Source organism: Nitrosopumilaceae archaeon, assembly GCA_035631875.1.
In the GTDB taxonomy this organism is placed as follows: Archaea; Thermoproteota; Nitrososphaeria; order Nitrososphaerales; family Nitrosopumilaceae; genus TA-20.
Genome location: DASQHX010000002.1, coordinates 1 through 19,809, shown reverse-complemented (window position 1 = coordinate 19,809; position 19,809 = coordinate 1). Strand labels below are relative to the sequence as shown.

Here is a 19,809-nt window from a genome sequence, read left to right as displayed (position 1 = left end):
ACACCAATAGTTATATACCTTTAAGCTAATTATCTTTCGATGAGTGACAAACAAATAATTTGGTCTTTGATAGCAATATCAAGTATAGTATTATTTGTAACAGCATTTAATGGAACTCAGCAGTTTGCTGAGGCTCAAGTCCAAACAGGCAATCAAACACAATTTCAATCTCAGACCATTACTGGAGATGCCCTAAAAAACAATCCAATGGCGCAAAAAATTTTGCTTGAAATAGAATATTCCAAAAAACAGATTGCGGATTTGCAAAAAAATCAAAAAGATTCAGAGACAAATAAAATATTAGTAGACCAGCAAAGACTAGTTGTTGCACAACTAGAAAAACAGGCACAACAACTAATGGATCTTAATAATTTACCACATACTCCAACAGTTGCTTTTAGAAGCTTCGTTTCTACAGTAAACAATACCAAAATACAAAATATTTTCTGGGGCGAGTTTAATTTCACATCACAGAGAATTGATGCAGGGCATGCAGCTATGAAAAAAGTTCTTGATAATGGTGGTACGTGGGAAGAAGCAATACAGGAATTTACCAAGTATGCTGCAATAAGGCACTCAGAACTGGTTGCATTAAACACTAATTTGAATATACAGTATGGACTTGCAGATCCCAATATTCAAAAGAACTTTGATGAAAAAGGAATGTTGCCTGATTATTACATCAAAGTACCATCATCTGCTTACTCCCATTGACTAAAGCACTAAACGACTTTAGGGTTTATTTTACTTTAATTTTATTTGTGTTTTCTTTTTTAATTATTTCACAATCAGCATATGCTGAAAAAGATCTAAGCCTCAAAAAGACAGTAGATGTGAAAAACCAAGTATTGCTTGAGACGCTCTCAAACATACAGGATTATCCACAGATCTTTCCTCAATATATCAAATCAGTAGAATTAACAGGAATAGATACTGCAAAACTCAATGTTGACTCAAATGGAATTTTTTTTGACGTTCAGACAAAGTATACACAAAACTCTGATGGAAGTCATGTGGTAGAAGTTACCTCAGGAGATCTAAAAGGAAGTAAAATCGTCACCACACTACAAAAAACATGGGGTTTTGATGGCACACCAGATGGTGGAACCATAGTGAATATGGAGATGGTGTTGCAAACTTCTGGCATATTGTCTCTGCTTGCTCCATCCATACCAGACCAAGCAATATTGTCAAATCTAGATTCGAGTCTTGACAAGTTTGCATCATATACAAAAAGCAAATCCGAAACACAATCAGTAATAAAGTCACAGATTAAAAATGACGCAATATTATGGTCAAAAGGTTCTATTAATGATGCAACATTTGCATCAGAAATTCAGAGCATAACAAAATATGGAATGGTAAACATGTCACAATCTCAACAAGACTCGAATTTCATACAAATACCTTCATGGATTAAAACAAATGCAGTATGGTGGGCAGAGGGAAAAATCTCAGATAAAGATTTCGACTCCACCGTACAATATTTGATTAACAATAAAATAATGAAAGTCTAAATTTCGCTAGTATACTTGATAAACTAATAATAGAAACCTATTTTGGAAAGTATTATTTTGTAATCTAGCACTTTTTTCCTGCTGCCAAGGCTGCTCTGCATTTAGCAGCTGCGTGTTGTGCATCATTTAATTGCTGTAGCTGTTTATCATATTCACCATGCTTACACAAATGATCACCACAAATCTTCTGACCGCCAAGGAATCTGGCAGTTGTATGGCTATCATCGAAGTTGTCTCGTTGTGTTAGTGCAGTCGCGGCAGGCAAAGTAATTGACAATGCCACTATTGATGAAATTGCTATTGCAAGTAATCCCATATGTTGAAGTTTTACCATTGATGAAATTACGAAATCACATACATATTAAGATTAGTATGAACTGATACTGATCGTAGTGGTTCTGACTTTAGAATTTCGTCACAGAATTGAAGATAATATACACGAAATAATCATGACTATTCCAACCCTTAAACAAGAATATCCAAAATTAAAAAATGATTGGAAATTTGAACATGATTTGGATTTTATCTATGGCAGCATAATAGGCCAAATTCTAGGCAGCTCCTTTACCGCGTTTAAAATGATCTATAATAGGGAGGCGTCTGCTGAGGAAATTTTGATGATAGGCGAGATTATTGAGTCATATTTTCATATTATCAGGGATGAAATCACACACAACGGTACTAAGCAAGGTACTTAGAACTTTAGATAAACTGCCCAAGATATCCATATGGCTGTCACACACTGTAGTATATTATTATCTAACATACAACCTAGTATCTAAAATTTTGATCAGTAAAAATCATAATTAACAAAGTTTTGATCGATTTTCAATGTTGTATGTTATAAATGTGAAAACTAGCACTTATCTAATTTATAAAATATTTATCTATTAAGAATGAGAGATTGTACATGCCATTGCGGTTGCAAAAAAGAATTTGAAGAAATATCTGATCAAGCTCTTGCTTTGTTAGTTGCATTAAGTGAAAGAAAGATCCCTCATGATAAAACAATATGCAATGGTTGCAGATATGACAAACATAAGAAAAAAAGAATAAAAACAGGATCTATTACTATCAGTACCTAGATTGATTATTTGATTCATTAACAATTTGATCAACTTATTTTAAAGAATTTGTTGCAATTCAATGTAAAAATTAATACAATAAATTAAAAATCACATTTTTGCAAATTTTACGTTAATGGAAATATCATTTTTTTCAATTGTGATTTGTACATTGTCAAAAATTGCTCTGTATTTGGTTATTTTCTTTCCATTTTTCATATTATCAATATAGCTTTTGACAAGTAATCCGTTCTTTTCCAAGGAATTAATTATTCTATATCCGGAGGTTGTAGGCATTTTACAAATCCCCAATATCTCAGGTACCGTAAGTGCTTTATCCGAAGTAAGATTCAGAATTTTTTTCTTTTCAGGATCGACAAAGGCATCAAGAATTAATTGCATTACAAATTTTTCTTTTATATTTATCCATTCAAAGCTTTTATCTAGATTTATTTCTTTATTATTGGAATTTAATAACTGATTTCTTATATCACACAAGTTTGCCAAATAAACAGACTCATGATGCTGGTTAGTTTCATCCATCATGAATGCCCGTCTCTGTTACAGAAATGAATTAAATTCATAGATAAATTACGAGCATGAAAATAAAAGTATGTTCTGCCAAATTTGGAAATAGCTCTAAAACATGAACTAAATAGATAAATGAAGCCTAATATCAAAAAATCTTAAAATTATTATGGTTGATGATAAATCAGAATCTTTGCAGGTACTTGCATGATGGTTTTTAGAAAGAAATCAGCAATAAAATAATTTAGAATCAAACTAGTGTGTTTGCTTATTTATATAATATTGAAAATATCAAATACATTGTCTCTTCAATCAGAAATCAAATCTAGATCTAAAAAATAAATTAAAAAGTATAGAATATAAAAAAATCACATTATCTTTTGTGGAAAGAGTTAACTTTTCCTTGTTAAATCACACCTAAGATACCATTATGGTAGTTGAGAGAGGAGGAGACAACGCATTTGGTTCAGATAAGCTCTGCCAGACAAAGATTTGTGCAGTATATTTATCAGAAGATGAGGGCACCCATGATTCTGCCAGATTTAGAAATTGATTTCCAGTAAGTGTACCTGTAATCCAAGATAAAGATAATGTGACACCATTAGAATCCTCAACTTGTACAAGATATGCAAACGGTTGATTTCTTTGTTGCATGTTTTTTAGATCAGCTTCAATCAGTATCTGTTGGTTTACCTTGGCTGCTGTTATAGCATTTCCCAAAGAATCCACAATTCTTGGATTGCTTGAATTTACTTGCTCAAGTGGTGCAATTGGTTTTCCAACAGTAGTAGTTGCAGTAAGATGCATCTCATCAGACGGAGAATGTGGATAAGGAAGTGTCCTATCCACATATTCACCAGTAACTGTTTCGCCTTCTGTCACGTGCAGCCTTCCTCCTGAAGACTGGGAGTCAGTAGTAAAATACACAGTACCTTGAAAAATTCCTGTGTCTTTTCCTGTCTCTGACATTGTAATTTTTGTGCCACCTGAATCAGAATCAGACCAGACACTGGTTTCAAATTTGTCTATTGCTTTTGGATTAAGATTCATGTCTGGATCTATTATTTGTAATACACCTTGTACATTTGTTTGATAATTTTGCTCGAGCCATTTTATCTGACCGATGTTCCATTGTATAAGAGCAGAGCCTGTTATAGTTTGATCTCTATTATACTCAAAAGAAACTGTTACACCGTCACTGTTTTCAGATGGTAGGAATCCGTCATTTGGACCGTGTCCACCTTGAATGCCACTAGGTTCAGTACCTTGCCCATCTACTCCCCCTGTCCCTTTGAGAAGTGGATTTCCTGTAAGGGTCACATTGCCAGCAAATATTCCCGTATGTGTTCCTGTTTCTACTAGTTCGTATGGAGATATGGTTTGACCATTTGTTGATATAGAGACATTTATCGTGTCGACAAGGTTTGGATCAGAGTCAAAATCTGGTGCGTAAATCATGATATGTACTAGACTTGTCCACGTGTATGCTTTTTTGTCAAATCCTATATTTGATGCATCTGCCAATTGGGTTTGCAATAAAAGTGCAAGTAATGAAAGTGTGATTACAACAATAAATTTCATTTATTGATTTGGCTGATTTTATTTTCTATTTAAGGGTTAAAATGAAGATAGATGAATTTGTGTATAAACCTAGATCAGGTTTTTAGAAATCCTTTGTCAAGTGAGAATTGTACCCCAGAAAGAAAGTCCTTGTCTGATATCTGACCATTAGACCACCAACAAGAAGTATTCTCAAACCACAAAGGAACGTGTGTAGAAGAACTTGATTTTGTTACTGTAACATAGTTGTTGTCAGATAGAATTTGGAGTATTTTTACAAAACTAGCATTGCCAGCATGTAGACCGCACCACATCTTTGCAGCATCTTTTATAGAACCCAAAGTTGCAACACTTGGTTGAGAAATTGTTGATGGCGTGATGTTTTGCAAATTTTCATGACCAATTGTTACCAGAATATGGGATGTCGAGGGTGAAGATCCCTCAGTTGGGTCCGTAAAGCTAAGTTCTATTGTAGATCCAATGTCCAGTGGAACTCCATCAACTTGCCTTGGAATTTTTACTTGTGCTGTAAAAAGATTTGTGTTAGGTCCTGTCTCTCTCACATCGCCTGTTGGGATACTAAATGCTGGATCCGCCAAAGTTGTAACTAAACCACCATCACGAAATTCTATGAGATTCAGAGGAATAGAGTCAGGGGTATAAGAATCAAGATTCCAGTTTGGTGCATAAAGTTGAAGTAAAAAAATTTGCCCAATTCCAACTCTATCTTGAGACGAAGAACTTGGTGAAAAGGCAGATACTGATGGAGTTACAGATATTGTGACAGATTGTGTAATGTCAGTTGGATTTCCAGAAGAATCTGCTTTCTCGTGGTATGTCATTACAACAACATCACCGTTTTTAACAGGTTTGCCATTTATTGTAGATGGAATGGTAAGATAAAGCTGAAAGGTTCCCGAGTCAACTCCAGTTTCTGTCATGGTACCAGGATCTGAAATTGGCACTCCGTTAATTGTAAAATCCACCAAGCTTGAAGTAGAGATAGTCATAACTGATCTATGATCAGTATCCAGATTACTGTCGTTTATGAAAAAGGGGATCGTGCTTCCAGGTGCAATTGAAGCTGCATAACATGCTGGAATTGAAATTAATAAAATTGCAACAAGAAAGTACTTCATGTGAATCAAATTTGGTTTTATCTAGTTTAATCTTACTACAAAATGATCTACATTGTAATTATGGCTTTTGCAACTTTGGTTTTAATTTATCATTAGCTTTGAGTAGTTGCAGTGCCATAGCCTTGTTATTTAACGCAAGATCATATTTTTTGTCAATTCTTAACGCGTCATTAAAGCACTTTATTGCTTGTTTTAACAGCCCAAGTTCACCAAGAGCCAATCCCTTGTATACAATTGCCATAGCATATTTAGAATCAATCTGTAACGCCATATCATAACAGTCAATTGCATCATGATATTTCCTTATACTATGCAGGGCTGATCCTTTGTTAACAAGTGTGATTTTGTTTCTTGGATCTATCTCCAATACATCATCATAGCATTTTATTGCCTGTCTGTATTTCCTAAGATTTTGTAGTGTAACGCCTTTATCAATTAGAGCCATTATATTTTTTGGATCCTTAAAGAGAACAAGATCATAATATTCAAGAGCTAGAGTATATTCACCCTCCTGACAGAGATCATAGGCTTCCTCTAGAAGGGATTTTGAATCATCCAACTTGGTTACTACCAAACTTTGCCTGTTTATATTTTTTTGAAAATAGAATTTAATTTTAATTGATCGGTTGGAAAAATATCTAGTGATCTTCTTCCTTGATTATGTGACTTTGTATCAGTATAAAAAATTCGTGCATTGGTTGCTCTTTATATTATTTATACTTAATTCAAACAGTCACATTCATGTCCAAACATTCATGTCTTTTTTCCAAATACGGATTCCGTCTACAAATACCTGTTCATCTTCCTCAAAAACTGTATGCCATTTACCATTGTGTGGAAATATTTTATTCATCTGTTTTACCTTGTCATCTGTAGGATATTTGTTCAGTAATGCCCCCCATCGCATATCAGGTATCTTTGGCATAATTTCGTTAATGTCCTTCATGTCATGCTTTCTGTTATTCATGGGCTATTTTTTGTTTGTGAATATACTTTTTTATGAATTTGATTTTTCAAAATATCGTTGCATGAAACTAAATTCTGCTTTTTTTAGTCTAGAAGAATCGGCAACATCGTGACTCATGTCAATCAAATCAGTAAGCTGCATTTCTGGAACCAATTCGTCTTCTTTTTGCTGATTTAGTTCATATTCTATATTGGAAAGGATATTCACGTTATCATCTAGTATTTTCAGGCATTCATCAAGACATATTTCTAAATCTTTGTTTTCCAATTATGAACAGTTTGTTAATGGCATTTCCTTTTTTAAATTCATGTATTTGATTCAAAAGACATTATAATAATCAAAAAATGAAATGATCATATGTAAAGAGTGTAAAATTTCCTATTTTTGTATAATAATTAATAAAAAATCTAATCTGAATAGTTTTTTGAATGTAAGAATAATACTATTATGTTAAATAGTTGTAATTCCTATAATATGTAATGCTCGTTCAGTGCAGAATGATGGATTGAACGTGCGTGGCCCTTCAGAAGCCATAAAGTGAATGAAGTGCATTGGCACTAATTCTGTGGGAAGTAATCTCCCGAGTTCTGAGAAAAGGGTCACGCCAATTTATTTTCATTACAAATGTGCAATTAGGATTACTTTATTTTCGCCACATCTTTTCCCATGTTTCGGCAAATTTTGTCATCATCTCGCCGTATGTTTTTAACTGATTCATTCCTGACTGGTCCATTGATTTTTGCCAATTTTCTCCAAATTGTTTTAATGCATTTAAACCAGATTTGTTCATGGTATTTTTCCAACTATCAAGAAATTGGTTCATAGTGTTTTGGCTTGATTCATGAAGTGCTTTTTCCATAACTTCATTGTACTTTGCCTGAACATCGTTACTTGCTTTCTGTAATGATTGAAATGATACTCTCCATTTTTCTAATGCAGTAGTATATTCATTCCATAACTTGGTCCAATTTTTCGTAGACTTTTCATTTTTGGACATGATTCATTATTATAAAGCAGTCTGATAAACATATCCACCGTCAAATACGTAATCTTTGAGTTTATTTTCTGGAATGAACAAAAATTTAATCTATGAATCAACAAAGGCAACACAAGCGATTAAATCTGTATTGAGAGACCGATTATTATGAAAAATCTGAAAATTTTTATAATATTGATCATGATTGCAGGAATTACAAACATGTCAGGAAATGCTTTTGCATTATCCCAGCCTAACATAGACTGCCAGTCAGGAAGCATCTGCGTTCATCCAGGTGATTTTATAACATATTCTACAGAATTTGAAAAAGTGCCATCTATTGAAACCTATACCTTTGGAGACTATGTCGGTACAGACAAGGTGAGTGTCAGCATAACCAGTATTTTGAATGGTACCAAAATTCAATCAAACAACATATTAGATCTAAAAACTGGATTTTATAATGAGACTACTAATGGAAGCGGTATTCCTATTCTGGTCATTGCACCAATTCCAATCAATATTGATAAAAACATATCTGGTGTTTCTGAAAAAACTCAAAATTTCAACGGTTCCAAGAGAGATGTGATTTCCGTTTCCAACAACACTGCGATAACCACAAATGAGATAGGGTATGACAAAGAAACTGGCGTGCTAATGTATCTTCATCTGATACCAAAATCAGCAAATGCAGTCACTTCAATTCTTGATGTTAGTTTTCCAACCAAATATGATTTGATAAATACCAATATGTTTGCAAATTCTGGAACACTGTCTAATTTGCAAATCCCGTCTTGGATAAAAAACAATGCCAAGTGGTGGGCAGAAGGCTCATTAACTGATGATGATTTCACAAAAGGAATTCAATACATGGTACAGAATGGAATAATGAAAATTCCACACACCCAGTCTGATTCTAGCTTGTCACATCAAATACCTAGCTGGGTTAAAACAAGTGCAGGTTTGTGGGCAAATGGTCAGATATCAGATAATGATTTTGTCAAAGGAATACAATATCTGGCAAATAGTGGTATAATTCATGTTTAAAGTAATTTGTAAACTATGTATTATGGTATGATGCCTTGTGATATTTTCATAATGATACTTGGCCCATCTATATGACATAGTGTCAGTCTTTGATACAAACAAGTGAATATTAGATTCTGTTTTATTTGATATGTAATGAGAGTTGTACCTATAATTATCGGTTTATTACTTATGATAATTTCAATTCCAGCATATCTTTATTCACCTCATTTTTTATCTCTGGCAGTACACTCTTTTTTTCGTTCAATGTCAAACGGCGGCACTATTAATACATCAATACTACACCAGATGGGATATCCGTCTATGAGTGCAGTTATTCCCATTATACAATATTCTGTAATAGGAATGGCAGTAGCTGGAATTGGTTTTGTATTGTTTGGATTTGTAGTAAAAAAGATTCCAAAGAAAATTGCAGCTAAACTAGTTACAGAAGTATCTGATAAAGAGAAAGAAGTTGACATATATTCCAAACCTACAGATGAAAAGATTCAAACAAATCTTCGTAGTCTTAGAATACTACAAGAGAGGTTAGCCAAAGGTGAAATTTCATCAAGTGAGTTTCTAAATTTAAAAAGATTCTTAGAATAATCAAAAAACAGACATTGTTAAATGTCTAATAATGGCTAGGAATTTTACGTGATTTGATTAATCTGGTAAGATATATGAAACCTATGAACAACCAGGCATACATCATTGCAGTAAAGACAAACTTCACTATTTGATAATTAAAAAAATTATCAAGTAAGTTTAAAGGAAACAAATATTGTGTCAAATTAGATGGTAAAAACATATTCAAAAATTCTACATCATGTACTTGTAATGCATGCCATCCAACAAAAATTGTAACAAAAAAGAAGATTGTTTTTTTTCCTACGTATCTTTCAAAACCTTTTTTCTCAAGTTTTACCAGTCTTTGGTTTAAGTTTTGTATCTCTTTTTGAAGTTGATCAACAGTATACTCATTTTTTGTTTGTATGAAGCCTTGATCTTGACCTCCAATATATAGCGGAATGACATTATCCAGATATTTTTGATCAGAAAACGGTAACATACGACCTGTAGTTAACATATCAAGGATGTATTCTAGCCTTCCTGGATCGCCTTTACCAAGCTGTATCAATTGTTTTACTGAATTTATCAAATTATCAGACAATGACTAGATGAAAAAATTGCCCAGATAAAAGGGAATGCTCTGAAATATTTTTTATGAAATGTATAATTTAGCTAAACCCTGCACCGAATTTATCACCCTCTTGCAGAGGATCAAAATCAGCACTCTTTAGTTTCAAATACAAAAAGGCCTCATTTACTAGTAAAATTGCATCGTTATTTTTGAGATTAAAATTTGTTTTTACATAATCATAATACTTTTGTAACTTTTTTGGGTTTTGCTCATCAAGTGAGGTTTTATCTGAAATAATTTGTGATGCAATGTTTTCTATTTGAGAATCATGGTTAGAATTACTCATGTGTGTTTGTAGTTTGACGACTTTTTAACACTTTGTAAATCACATGCAAAGAATGCAAATATACTAATCCGTTAGAACTTGAGACCATCGTGGTCTTATTTTGAACCCACTTTTGCCAAACATCAAATTTTGAATAGTTTAAGTCTATAAAATATAATCATAGAATGATGCAAAGTTTTCATTTTTAAAATTTAGCGAGTTGAAATAGGTAATAAAATATGAATCTGAGTGCCTCCATTGATTTCTTCTGATTCTGCCCAGATTTTACCGCCATGATTTTCAATTATGCCTTTACAAACAGACAAACCAAGTCCTGTTCCACCATGTTCTCTTGTGGATGAGGTATCTATCTTATAGAATTTGACAAAAATTTTATCAAGTTGACTTTTTGGTATTCCAATCCCATTATCAATAATGCTAATTCTTGCATGCGTATTGTCCTCTAGTCGTAGTTTGATGTTAATTTTACCGTTATTTTTTGGGCAGAAATCCATAGCATTTGATATTAGGTTGATTAAGACCTGTTCTATTCTGGTGTTATCACATAAGCAAGAAATATTTTCTTGAAGATCTGTATTTACCATAACGCCATGACTTTCCAGATCAGGTCGCATCCTTGCAAGTACATCTTTTATTATTTGAGAAATATAGTGTGGATTCTTTATCATTGCTAGCTGCCCAAGTTCAATTTTTTGAGCATCCAATAGATCAGATATCATCTTTAGGAGAAATCTTGTGCTGGTTTTGATGATCTCAAGCTTTTCCTTTTGAGTATCGTTTATTTTTCCTAGTTTTTGCGAGAGCAAAATATCAACGTAGCCTATTATTGGCACAAGTGGTGTCCTTAATTCATGAGTTATCATAGCCAAGAATTCTTCTTTTATTACATCTGCTTTTCTGAGTTTTTCATATAATTCTCTCTCTAGATCTATAATAGTTTTAACAGAATCACTTACAATATTGGTTGACTGAGAAGACTCATCCAGTTCGTTAGATTCTGTTGTTTCTACTTGTTCAGAAAGACCATCTCGTAAGATTTTTCTTCGTCTTTCATATTCATCACTTTCTAATAGCTTGACTGCCTCGCTTGCCTGACCATTGTTAACAAGTTCAAGCGCATGGGTTTCCATCTCCACAAGATCAAGATTTGCTTTATCCATAGCTGAAAAGAATTTCTTATCTTTTTTGTCTGCGATTTTAATAGCATTTTTTAATAATATGTTTGATTTTGGTTCTAGCATTCTGTATCGTTGTTCCCATTTTTTATCACCGGTAAAAGCATAATTCCGTGCAGATTGTGCTAATACTTCTTCATAATATCTCATAAGTTGAATGTTGTATAGCCGCATGCTCATGAGATTGTTTAGTTTTTTATCAGTTCTAAAGTTTGCTACAAAGTTCATCTTGTATTATTTTTTATTCTATATGCATTTGTTCGTATCACGAATAAGTTTTCTGTTATTTTCCAAGTAGATTATGAGACCTGAAAGTGACAGTATGATGTAATCTTTCTCGACATCTAATTATCACCATAAAAAGTAAGAATCCTACAAATGTTAGAGATATAACAAATGTAAATGGATTATCAAGTGATCCCTGTAGAGTTCCAAAAAGAAGTGGATTAGTCCATGTAGCATCTGGAGAAAAATAAAATTTTTGCCAATCCAGCAAGACAGTCGCAGAATGCGCAAATATAAAACATACCGTAAAAGCAATTTTTGTTTTGTGATATGTTATACCATTGATGAAATTCCAGAATCCATAGGAGGCAATAAAAAGAATTGAAATTAAAAGAGGCAGCAAATATCTCTCTTGAGAGAAATCCTTTGCCATCAAAAGTGTGAAAATAAAAGTACTAATGAACCAAAATAGAACTATACAATCCTGCACATAGTTTTTGAATTTTCTGACTCTGTATATGAGATACCCAAGTCCAATGAAGAAAAAGATGCTCAATGGAACACTTGAATACGTCAAAGGAGAAGTCAGACTAAGATTTCCAAATAGATTGGAATTTGGTTCAAGTATTTGCTTCTCTATGAAGCTTGGAAATACAACATAATGAAAAACTGTTATCATATTTTTAATCTGAATCCCATGAATGGTTGGATATCCTATATACCAAACATCACGATTATAATTGTCCATATCGCTTTTTGTCACTGCAATTTGGTGCAACGGGTTTTCGTAAAACCCTGGCAGAGTTAAAAAAAATGACAAAATTGTTATCATGCCAAAGAGGAAAACAGACAGACCGATTTTAGATATGTGTCTTTTGTCAAAAGTAGAACCAGCCTCTCTTTTGAACATACCACCAAACAAAATAATGCCAAGAAATAATCCAGAGAATTCTATAGACAACATCTTTGAAGTAAAAGCTAAACCAAATGTAATGGCACTTAAAATTAAATATCTAATTTTTAAATGTCCAGTTTTGAAAGCATAAAGTAAAAGCAATAACGATAGCATGCTAAAGAAAACATAATGAACCTCGGTCATCACAGTCCTACTATACCACATCCAAAGATCATAAAATAAGAAAAGAAGCGAAAATACTATGCCTACATATTTGTTAAAAAAGAATTTTCCAATTAAAAATGAAATTACTATAGTCAAAGATCCAAAAAGTGGCGAAAGGAGGCGGCCTGCAGTAAATTCTGAAATAGTAGGCAGGTTGGTATGAGTGGTGCATTGCCAATAACAGGCCCAGATGTTAAAATATCCATTGTCTTCGTTTCTAACATCCATTGGAAAACCAATCAAAAGATTTCGAAGTGGACTATAGGTCAGGCCATATGCAGGTATATGATACAAAAGATGACAGTTATCAAGAGATGCTAAACATGGATTTGAAAAATCACCCTTCATTATCAAATGGATATAATTTCCAGCCCAGCTAAGATAGACAACCTCATCTCCATGCCAAGGCTGTCCTTCTAAATTATACGAATAAATGAAAAAAGACCCCAGAAATAGTATAACAGGAAGTATGTATCGGGAGTTTGTCTTGATAAAATGTACTAGTTTCATTAGTTTGTATTCTCTATTTTATTGCTAAAATGTAGGCATAATTTTAAGTTCGTTTTTTATGATCTAATGTTCAATTGTTATGTATAATGATATGATTAGAGATTGAAAAAGAAAAAAGAATTTGTTTAATCTTGCAATAATGTTATCTAAAAAGTGGAGGCTTTCAAGACCCAGATTCGTGCAGATTTGATTTGAAAGATGTAGAAGAAAGGAAAAACAGTGTATATAACCACAAATTAATTGCTGCAGCAGTCATGCCTCCAAGTAAAACCATTTCTAGTATAACATATTGATAATCCATGAAATCAAGATAGAGATTTGAATTTCTTTACTGCTTCACGAGTTAGTCTTTCCTGCTCTTCTTTTGTAATTTTAGTTGGATCTTCTGAGGCCAGAGCCTTATCATAGTCCTCTTGTGTTGTTTTTATCTTCTTTTTCTCGTCTGACATTATATATTCAAAACCACCTTGACTGATATCTCTTTTCATTATGTCTTGGAATAATATTTTTTTATTTTAGAGCCACATTTTGGGCAGGCATTTTCATTGTGGTAATAGCCACACTCTATGCAGACAAATTTAGTAGGCTCTCGTGCTCTCATTGTTCTAAAAAATCCGCCAGCTTCGTTTTTCTTGCCAAACAAAACCATTGTTATAATACAAATAGCGACCGCTGCAATTGCTATTGGAATTAATATTCTAAATAAAAATGCCAGTCCAATTAATACTGGAATAAAGATTGCAAAAAATTTCACCTTGTCCATGATACCACCATATTTCTTAACATTCCATTACAGGAAACATTTTGTAACAATATTGTATATGGATACCGTTGCATTTAATGGTTGATTTCTAGTTTGTTTTCATGTTTTGGGGATCATTGATTTTTATACTTGGATGAGACAGGTAAAGCATGCAGAATCAAGAATTGGACTCGGCGCAAAGGAGTACAAGACAAAGAATTGTCTAGCGGATATCAACAATATGATTTTGTACACAAATTTGTAAATCAAAAAGGATCTGGTTCTCACGTCATAATAGGAATACTAATTCTAATCATTGGCATCGGCATTGGTATTTCCTATCAAAACGAGACAATAATCTATCTTGCAATAGCTGCAGGGGTCATAGTTATTGTTTCAGCATTTCTTATGATAATCAAACAATATGAAAGAGCGATAATACTAAGACTGGGAAAATATCACAAACAGGTCGGTCCTGGTGTTCAAACTAGACTGCCTTTTGCAGACAATATTCTCGTAGTGGATGTCAGAGAAAAAGTAAGCGAGTTCAAAGCAGAAAGGATGCTTACAAAAGATAATGTTCCAGTAACCATCGATGCCATACTTCGTTACAAAATAATTGAACAACGAGCGAAAGATGCCATATTAAATGTCGAGAACTTTAACAATATGATCCAACAGGTTTCTCAGACTACGCTCCGTAATAACATAGGTTCTTCATTATTCCAAGATGTACTTTCAAAAAGGGAAGAAATCAATGCCCATATTAGAACCACAATAGAAAGCGAGGCAAGTAATTGGGGAGTCGAAGTAACAGGTGTTGAGATTCGCCAAGTCATAATACCACAAGAGTTGGAATCTGCAATGTCAATGCAAGCTCAGGCCGAACGTGAAAAAAGTGCTAGAGTGACATATGGAGAGTCCGAAGTTCTGGTTGCACAAAAATTTCTAGAGGCAGCAAAAGTATATGCTGATAATCCTGTTGCATACGCGTTAAGACAATCCAACATGTTGTATGAATCAATCAAGGTACAAGGTAATACCATAATTATGGTGCCATCAGAATCACTTAATTCAATGGGATTTGGAAACTTGGGAACTACCATAGCATATTTAGAAAGTACAAAAAAAGCAATTCAAAATGAAAAATCAAACGCCGACAAAGCAAAACAAGAATAATTCTTCAAGGATTGTCATTACAATCAATGGAATGAAAAATTAACTAATCTTCCTCCACTTGATCTGTTTTGGTGTCATCATCATAACTTTCGTCTAAATACTCCGTATCTTTTTCATTTTTATCGGCGTTATTTTCTTCAGACAATTACTGTGTTGAAACTGTAATACCTATAAAATTAATGGGTTCTTCACAACTGTAAATCACACATCAAGCCAGTTTATTAGAGATGAGCGCGTATAAGACAGTATAATGAATATTTATGATAAAAAATCAGTACGTTGTTCCAAGTGTGATAGATTCATTGGAGAGATTGATTATGACGCAGTAGTTACTTTGCCAAAATGCGGACATTGTGCCAATCCCTTACCGGAAGGCGATGATAAAGTACAATACATAGTAAGCAAATTCAACAAAAATCCAAAAAGTTTAGCGCGACCGTTGGATTCCACGAGTTAGATTATTAAAGATAGTTTTCATAAAATTTGAGAAATATGGAAAGAATACGAATTAAATCGAGTGATCTTAGATCAGTTGGCTATAATGAATCAACCCAAATATTAGAAATAGAATTTCATCATGGTGGAATCTACCAGTACTTTAGTGTACCAAAAAAGATCTATGAAGACTTAGTAAAGTCAATATCATCTCATGGACAATTTCATACCAGATACATTAAGAACAGATATAGACGTGAGAAAGTTCTCTAATTCGTTCAACCTTTTTAAAATTGATGTATCTTACACACTTATTGTAATATTATAAACTTGCCAATTTGTGTTTCTGTCCAATATTGCACTGGAAAATAGATATCTTGTTGACACATATCGTTTGTTTGTGTTCTAGTCGGAACATCATATGAATTCAAACAATTTCCTTCAATCACAATATTCTCAAATGATGAATCGCCAATCAATGAATTTCCTGATGTGTATTTTGTAGACAGATTGTTTCCATCCAAATAAACAACATAAGCATCTTTAGTATGGTCTATTGTCAGATTTTTATAATTTGAATCTATTTGATCAATTGACACACCTGCAATCAAAGTTATTTCCGGTTTATAATTTTCTGGATCACTGGCATACGCATTCATAAGAAAACCAGGAGTCATAATTGAAAACCCAATTAATAACAGAATTTTATGGTTTGTAATAATCATCATCGACTTACTTTGTTTCTTTTTATCTAAGTGTATTCTATGGTTTTTTTGATAATTCATAGAACTATGAAACCAATATAGCAAGACGATCAAAAAATGTTAAATTATAATTGATTCATAGATAGAATAATTTGCATTTAATCTTTAAAATCAATTAACATCATACCGAGAAACAAGTGTCAGAGCTTACTCCCGAGCGATTACAGACTCTAGCCCAACTTTATCGGCTAAACAATATCATCGCTACCTCTATGTTTATCATTTACAAATAGGCATAGAGACATTATTTTTTGATTTGCATTCTACCATTTGTAACTCATGCAAAAAACGGATCAAAGGCATAGTTTCAACTCTTATGGCTGTTGGTTTTAATTACCAATCACTACCAATAGGTATATATGCTGATACCAACTATAGGAATACATGAGTAAATCAACACCGGAACCAAAAGAGTTCCATACAGAATCAAAAGAAATCCACTCAGTATACAAGCATAACGCAGATAGATTTTTTGATGAGGTAGAAAAAACAATACCACAATACCATCAATCAATAACAAATCTTCAGCGTTCTTACGTTGCAGCATGGCAAAAGGCAACAGAATCAGCCATTTCCATAAATCATGAATTTGCAACAAAAGCTGGCATAAACACAAGTGTTCCAGCAGCTATCGTAAAGATGGCAAACGACGTAACTGAAGAAATCATCAAGGCACAAGCAGTACAAAATAAAGTAGTGCTGGCTGCAATTGATGCTACTCAGCAAGCAATAAACACATTCAACGAGAATGCAAAAATGTTTACTGGTCTAAACCAAGGCGTACTGCAATACTGGATTCAAGCATGCACACCTGCACGAAACTAGTGTAAAGGAGCTTTTTCTTTTTTATTTTTAAATTCTGAGCAAATCTGAACCTCAAGGTTAGAGTCTGTAACCAACGAATACACACTTGGCTTTTTGTTAGAGAGGATGTATTACTAATCATGAGTTGTTACCCTCAAAGGTTGAAAATTCACATAACTGAAAAAGAATCAGAAATGCCAATCTCTGAAAATGTTTCCCAAGAATGAGACTATTCTAGATTAGTCATATACGACTGTTTGTACAACTATGATACACCCTAGTTCTTATACGAACAAAAAAGATTATCCTTCCATGGCTATAAGCGTACCAATAGGCACTGAACACTATATGTGGCTAAAAGAGATTTCTGAGAAGCTTGATCTGAGTCTGAAAAAAACAATGGAGCACCTAGTGTCCTTCTATTATAGTGAGATTATGGAGGGATCAGCTGAAAAAATGCAAGAAGAAAAAGAACATTCTACAAAAGGAATCCACGATATAGAAATAACAGCCCCGTCACTGATTTATCAACAAAGACCAGATACAGTTCAGGTTCAACAACAAAGGCCATCTACAGTCCAAGTTCAACAAAGAAACGTTTTTGCCACTACACAGATCAGAAACGAGTCACCAAAACCAACCAAGCATACAATTCCACCAAAAATTGTTTCATCAAATTCACTTCTGTTGGAAAAATATGCAAATACGTCGGTTGAAAATAACCAAACTACTTCAAAGCCAGAGACTATTACAATACCATTATACAATCCTAGTTCACACAGATGTTCTTCTTGTGGCGCATCAAAAAATTCAGATGCCAAGTTTTGCCATAATTGCGGCCACTCATTATAGAACATAAATCAATATCTGATTTTTTTATTTCATACTTTTAACATCATCAGCTGAAAACACAAGTATTTTGTCCTTTTATTTTGCCAAATGGCAAGATTGTAATCAAAAATAGTCAGGACTCGCACTCACAGTGAAAGCGGGCCCGATGGGACTCGAACCCACGACCTGATGCTCCGCAAGCATCCGCACTATCCAAGCTGTGCAACGGGTCCATTGGAAGTTTCATTTGACCCGTTATAATACATTTCAAATAATTCAGGATTTGAAATTTATGCCGCTTGCTGTTCTGCCTTTTTTACAAAGACATAATTCATTATCAAACCAGCTATTATTGCACCAATAATTGGGCCTGCCCAGTAAATCCAGTGATAATCCCAGTATCCCGAAATAAGTGCTGGACCAAAAGTTCTTGCAGGATTTACTGATGCACCAGTCAATGGAACACCAACTAGATGAATCAAAAATATCATGCCACCAATGGCAAGACCATACATTCCTGCAGGTGCTTTTTTGTGAACTGCAGTCATGAAAATAACAGTAACCAAGAAGAATGTCAAAATAATTTCAACGGCAAGACCAGAGATAGCACTATGGTTTAAAAGTTCACTTGGTCCACCTTGTGTTCCAAAATTTACCTTGGCACCAAGATCTGGCAAGATTGCCTTAAGTGATGCGGCAGCAGTAATTGCACCAATTAACTGAAATATAATATAAGCAATGCCATCTTTGATTCCAATTCTTCTTGTAACCAACATGGAAATTGTCACAGCAGGATTAATGTGAGCACCAGAAACATGACCAAATGTATAAACCATCAAACCAATTGCAGCACCATGTGCCAAAGATATCATAACTATTGCTTGAATTGACAGACCAGTCCCAAATGCGACCGCGGCTAGTATGATAGCTAGTGGCCCAAAGAAAACCAAAGCATACGTTGCGATAGCTTCTGCAAACCATGCACGTGGATTTACCATCAGTCAATCACCTTTGGAATTACCATATAAAACATTCGAATAAGAAAAAATAATTAGGGAATGAAAAAACGTATCTTATGCTTGCAGAGGGTGATGATGTTCCAGATTTTAGATTAAAGGACGCTACTGGAAAGCTAGTTAAAAAATCAGATTTAAAAGGAAAAAAATATGTTGTTTATTTTTATCCAAAGGACTTTACTCCAGGATGCACGACAGAGGCAGCCGAGTTTGCCCAAGACTATAAGAAATTCAAGAATGCAGATATTGATATACTAGGAATAAGTCCAGATGACGAAGAATCTCACAAGAAATTCGGCGAAAAAATGAAGGTGCCATTTATCTTGCTTGCAGATACGGAGAAAGACGTTGCAAAGAAATTCGGCGTATGGGGCAAAAAACAATTCATGGGTCGTGAATACATGGGTGTAAACAGATCAACTTTTTTAGTAAATGAAAAAGGGAAAATTTTCAGAGTCTTTGAAAAAGTAAAACCTGCAGGACATGCACAAGAAGTCCTAGAGGCTTTTAAAAATTAGTTTAGGGTTTCCAGCCAGCGGGCAGTGTACCACGTTTTGGTTTTGGCGGCTCTGCAACTTTAACAGTTTGAGATGACACAGATTCACCCTTGTATTGTTTATCTGGAGGGTGATATGACAATCTTGCTCTTGTTGCATAGTATCTGTTTCCAGTATAACCTGTAGAGCTGGTTGTTGCATATGCTGGTGCAACTTCGCCAGATGATACTGATGATGTAGTAGA

28 protein-coding genes and 1 tRNA gene are annotated in these 19,809 nt (G+C 33.9%); 11 read left to right on the top strand and 18 right to left on the bottom strand.

The annotated features are described in order from the left end of the window. Positions 1–39: 39 nt before the first annotated feature. Both VEU72_00360 and VEU72_00355 read left to right on the top strand, forming a co-directional pair. A complete protein-coding gene (locus tag VEU72_00360) occupies positions 40–714 on the top strand; it encodes a hypothetical protein (protein ID HYL65585.1) in 675 nt (224 codons plus the stop codon). Further along, a complete protein-coding gene (locus VEU72_00355) occupies positions 711–1,517 on the top strand; it encodes a hypothetical protein (protein HYL65584.1) in 807 nt (268 codons plus the stop codon). The genes VEU72_00360 and VEU72_00355 overlap by 4 nt, the downstream gene beginning before the upstream one ends. A gap of 64 nt (positions 1,518–1,581) precedes the next feature. Here VEU72_00355 and VEU72_00350 read toward each other — a convergent pair whose 3' ends face one another. After that, positions 1,582–1,851 (bottom strand): hypothetical protein, encoded by a 270-nt coding sequence (locus VEU72_00350; protein HYL65583.1) that lies wholly within the window; start codon positions 1,849–1,851, stop codon positions 1,582–1,584. A gap of 58 nt (positions 1,852–1,909) precedes the next feature. On the opposite strand from VEU72_00350, the gene VEU72_00345 reads away from it, so the two are divergent. Continuing rightward, complete coding sequence (locus VEU72_00345; GenBank protein HYL65582.1) at positions 1,910–2,215, top strand: hypothetical protein; 306 nt, start codon at positions 1,910–1,912, stop codon at positions 2,213–2,215. Positions 2,216–2,413: 198 nt separating this feature from the next. Beyond that, complete coding sequence (locus VEU72_00340) at positions 2,414–2,602, top strand: hypothetical protein (GenBank protein ID HYL65581.1); 189 nt, start codon at positions 2,414–2,416, stop codon at positions 2,600–2,602. A gap of 90 nt (positions 2,603–2,692) precedes the next feature. Here VEU72_00340 and VEU72_00335 read toward each other — a convergent pair whose 3' ends face one another. The 7 genes from VEU72_00335 to VEU72_00305 form a co-directional block, all read right to left on the bottom strand. After that, entirely contained in the window at positions 2,693–3,127 is a 435-nt protein-coding gene (locus tag VEU72_00335; GenBank protein HYL65580.1) for a hypothetical protein, read from the bottom strand. Positions 3,128–3,526: 399 nt separating this feature from the next. After that, positions 3,527–4,690, bottom strand: a complete 1,164-nt coding sequence (locus VEU72_00330) for a hypothetical protein (protein HYL65579.1) — start codon at positions 4,688–4,690, stop codon at positions 3,527–3,529. 74 nt (positions 4,691–4,764) lie between these two features. After that, positions 4,765–5,808, bottom strand: coding sequence for a hypothetical protein (locus VEU72_00325; GenBank protein HYL65578.1), 1,044 nt, complete (start codon positions 5,806–5,808; stop codon positions 4,765–4,767). A 58-nt stretch (positions 5,809–5,866) separates the two neighbouring features. Beyond that, a complete protein-coding gene (locus VEU72_00320) occupies positions 5,867–6,382 on the bottom strand; it encodes a tetratricopeptide repeat protein (protein HYL65577.1) in 516 nt (171 codons plus the stop codon). Between the two features lie 165 nt (positions 6,383–6,547). Then, entirely contained in the window at positions 6,548–6,754 is a 207-nt protein-coding gene (locus tag VEU72_00315; GenBank protein HYL65576.1) for a hypothetical protein, read from the bottom strand. 51 nt (positions 6,755–6,805) lie between these two features. Continuing rightward, complete coding sequence (locus tag VEU72_00310; protein ID HYL65575.1) at positions 6,806–7,042, bottom strand: hypothetical protein; 237 nt, start codon at positions 7,040–7,042, stop codon at positions 6,806–6,808. A 376-nt stretch (positions 7,043–7,418) separates the two neighbouring features. Beyond that, positions 7,419–7,772, bottom strand: coding sequence for a hypothetical protein (locus tag VEU72_00305; protein HYL65574.1), 354 nt, complete (start codon positions 7,770–7,772; stop codon positions 7,419–7,421). Between the two features lie 147 nt (positions 7,773–7,919). Here VEU72_00305 and VEU72_00300 point away from each other — a divergent pair, with 147 nt between their 5' ends. Continuing rightward, positions 7,920–8,798 carry a hypothetical protein gene (locus tag VEU72_00300; GenBank protein HYL65573.1) on the top strand — a complete coding sequence of 293 codons (879 nt, stop codon included), beginning with the start codon at positions 7,920–7,922 and terminating at the stop codon, positions 8,796–8,798. Positions 8,799–8,933: 135 nt separating this feature from the next. After that, positions 8,934–9,386, top strand: a complete 453-nt coding sequence (locus VEU72_00295; protein HYL65572.1) for an SHOCT domain-containing protein — start codon at positions 8,934–8,936, stop codon at positions 9,384–9,386. Positions 9,387–9,411: 25 nt separating this feature from the next. Here the strand turns inward: VEU72_00295 and VEU72_00290 are convergent, their stop codons facing one another. From VEU72_00290 to VEU72_00265, 6 genes are all read right to left on the bottom strand, one after another. Then, on the bottom strand, positions 9,412–9,951 hold the full coding sequence (locus VEU72_00290; GenBank protein HYL65571.1) for a hypothetical protein: 540 nt from the start codon (positions 9,949–9,951) through the stop codon (positions 9,412–9,414). Between the two features lie 67 nt (positions 9,952–10,018). Further along, on the bottom strand, positions 10,019–10,267 hold the full coding sequence (locus tag VEU72_00285; GenBank protein ID HYL65570.1) for a hypothetical protein: 249 nt from the start codon (positions 10,265–10,267) through the stop codon (positions 10,019–10,021). A 191-nt stretch (positions 10,268–10,458) separates the two neighbouring features. After that, positions 10,459–11,622, bottom strand: coding sequence for a HAMP domain-containing sensor histidine kinase (locus VEU72_00280; protein ID HYL65569.1), 1,164 nt, complete (start codon positions 11,620–11,622; stop codon positions 10,459–10,461). 103 nt (positions 11,623–11,725) lie between these two features. Beyond that, positions 11,726–13,297, bottom strand: a complete 1,572-nt coding sequence (locus VEU72_00275; protein HYL65568.1) for a glycosyltransferase family 39 protein — start codon at positions 13,295–13,297, stop codon at positions 11,726–11,728. A 305-nt stretch (positions 13,298–13,602) separates the two neighbouring features. Then, positions 13,603–13,746, bottom strand: coding sequence for a hypothetical protein (locus tag VEU72_00270; protein HYL65567.1), 144 nt, complete (start codon positions 13,744–13,746; stop codon positions 13,603–13,605). 38 nt (positions 13,747–13,784) lie between these two features. Continuing rightward, complete coding sequence (locus VEU72_00265) at positions 13,785–14,060, bottom strand: hypothetical protein (protein ID HYL65566.1); 276 nt, start codon at positions 14,058–14,060, stop codon at positions 13,785–13,787. A 129-nt stretch (positions 14,061–14,189) separates the two neighbouring features. Between VEU72_00265 and VEU72_00260 the strand changes: the two genes are divergently transcribed. Both VEU72_00260 and VEU72_00255 read left to right on the top strand, forming a co-directional pair. Beyond that, the gene (locus tag VEU72_00260) at positions 14,190–15,218 is read left to right on the top strand and encodes an SPFH domain-containing protein (protein ID HYL65565.1); all 1,029 of its coding nucleotides are present in this window, start codon (positions 14,190–14,192) and stop codon (positions 15,216–15,218) included. A 250-nt stretch (positions 15,219–15,468) separates the two neighbouring features. Further along, entirely contained in the window at positions 15,469–15,675 is a 207-nt protein-coding gene (locus VEU72_00255; protein HYL65564.1) for a hypothetical protein, read from the top strand. 289 nt (positions 15,676–15,964) lie between these two features. Here the strand turns inward: VEU72_00255 and VEU72_00250 are convergent, their stop codons facing one another. Next, positions 15,965–16,330 (bottom strand): hypothetical protein, encoded by a 366-nt coding sequence (locus tag VEU72_00250; GenBank protein HYL65563.1) that lies wholly within the window; start codon positions 16,328–16,330, stop codon positions 15,965–15,967. A 471-nt stretch (positions 16,331–16,801) separates the two neighbouring features. On the opposite strand from VEU72_00250, the gene VEU72_00245 reads away from it, so the two are divergent. Together VEU72_00245 and VEU72_00240 are read left to right on the top strand one after the other, a co-directional pair. Next, positions 16,802–17,242: a hypothetical protein gene (locus VEU72_00245; GenBank protein ID HYL65562.1), complete on the top strand. Its 441-nt coding sequence runs from the start codon at positions 16,802–16,804 to the stop codon at positions 17,240–17,242. Positions 17,243–17,533: 291 nt separating this feature from the next. Next, positions 17,534–18,073 (top strand): zinc ribbon domain-containing protein, encoded by a 540-nt coding sequence (locus tag VEU72_00240; protein HYL65561.1) that lies wholly within the window; start codon positions 17,534–17,536, stop codon positions 18,071–18,073. 137 nt (positions 18,074–18,210) lie between these two features. On the opposite strand, the gene VEU72_00235 is transcribed toward VEU72_00240, so the two are convergent. After that, positions 18,211–18,285 (bottom strand) — tRNA-Arg (locus VEU72_00235). 57 nt (positions 18,286–18,342) lie between these two features. Beyond that, positions 18,343–19,050, bottom strand: a complete 708-nt coding sequence (locus VEU72_00230; protein ID HYL65560.1) for an MIP family channel protein — start codon at positions 19,048–19,050, stop codon at positions 18,343–18,345. Between the two features lie 77 nt (positions 19,051–19,127). Here VEU72_00230 and bcp point away from each other — a divergent pair, with 77 nt between their 5' ends. Then, the gene (gene bcp, locus VEU72_00225; GenBank protein HYL65559.1) at positions 19,128–19,586 is read left to right on the top strand and encodes a thioredoxin-dependent thiol peroxidase; all 459 of its coding nucleotides are present in this window, start codon (positions 19,128–19,130) and stop codon (positions 19,584–19,586) included. A gap of 1 nt (position 19,587) precedes the next feature. Here the strand turns inward: bcp and VEU72_00220 are convergent. Continuing rightward, positions 19,588–19,809: hypothetical protein (locus VEU72_00220; GenBank protein ID HYL65558.1), on the bottom strand; the 222-nt coding region annotated here is incomplete at its 5' end.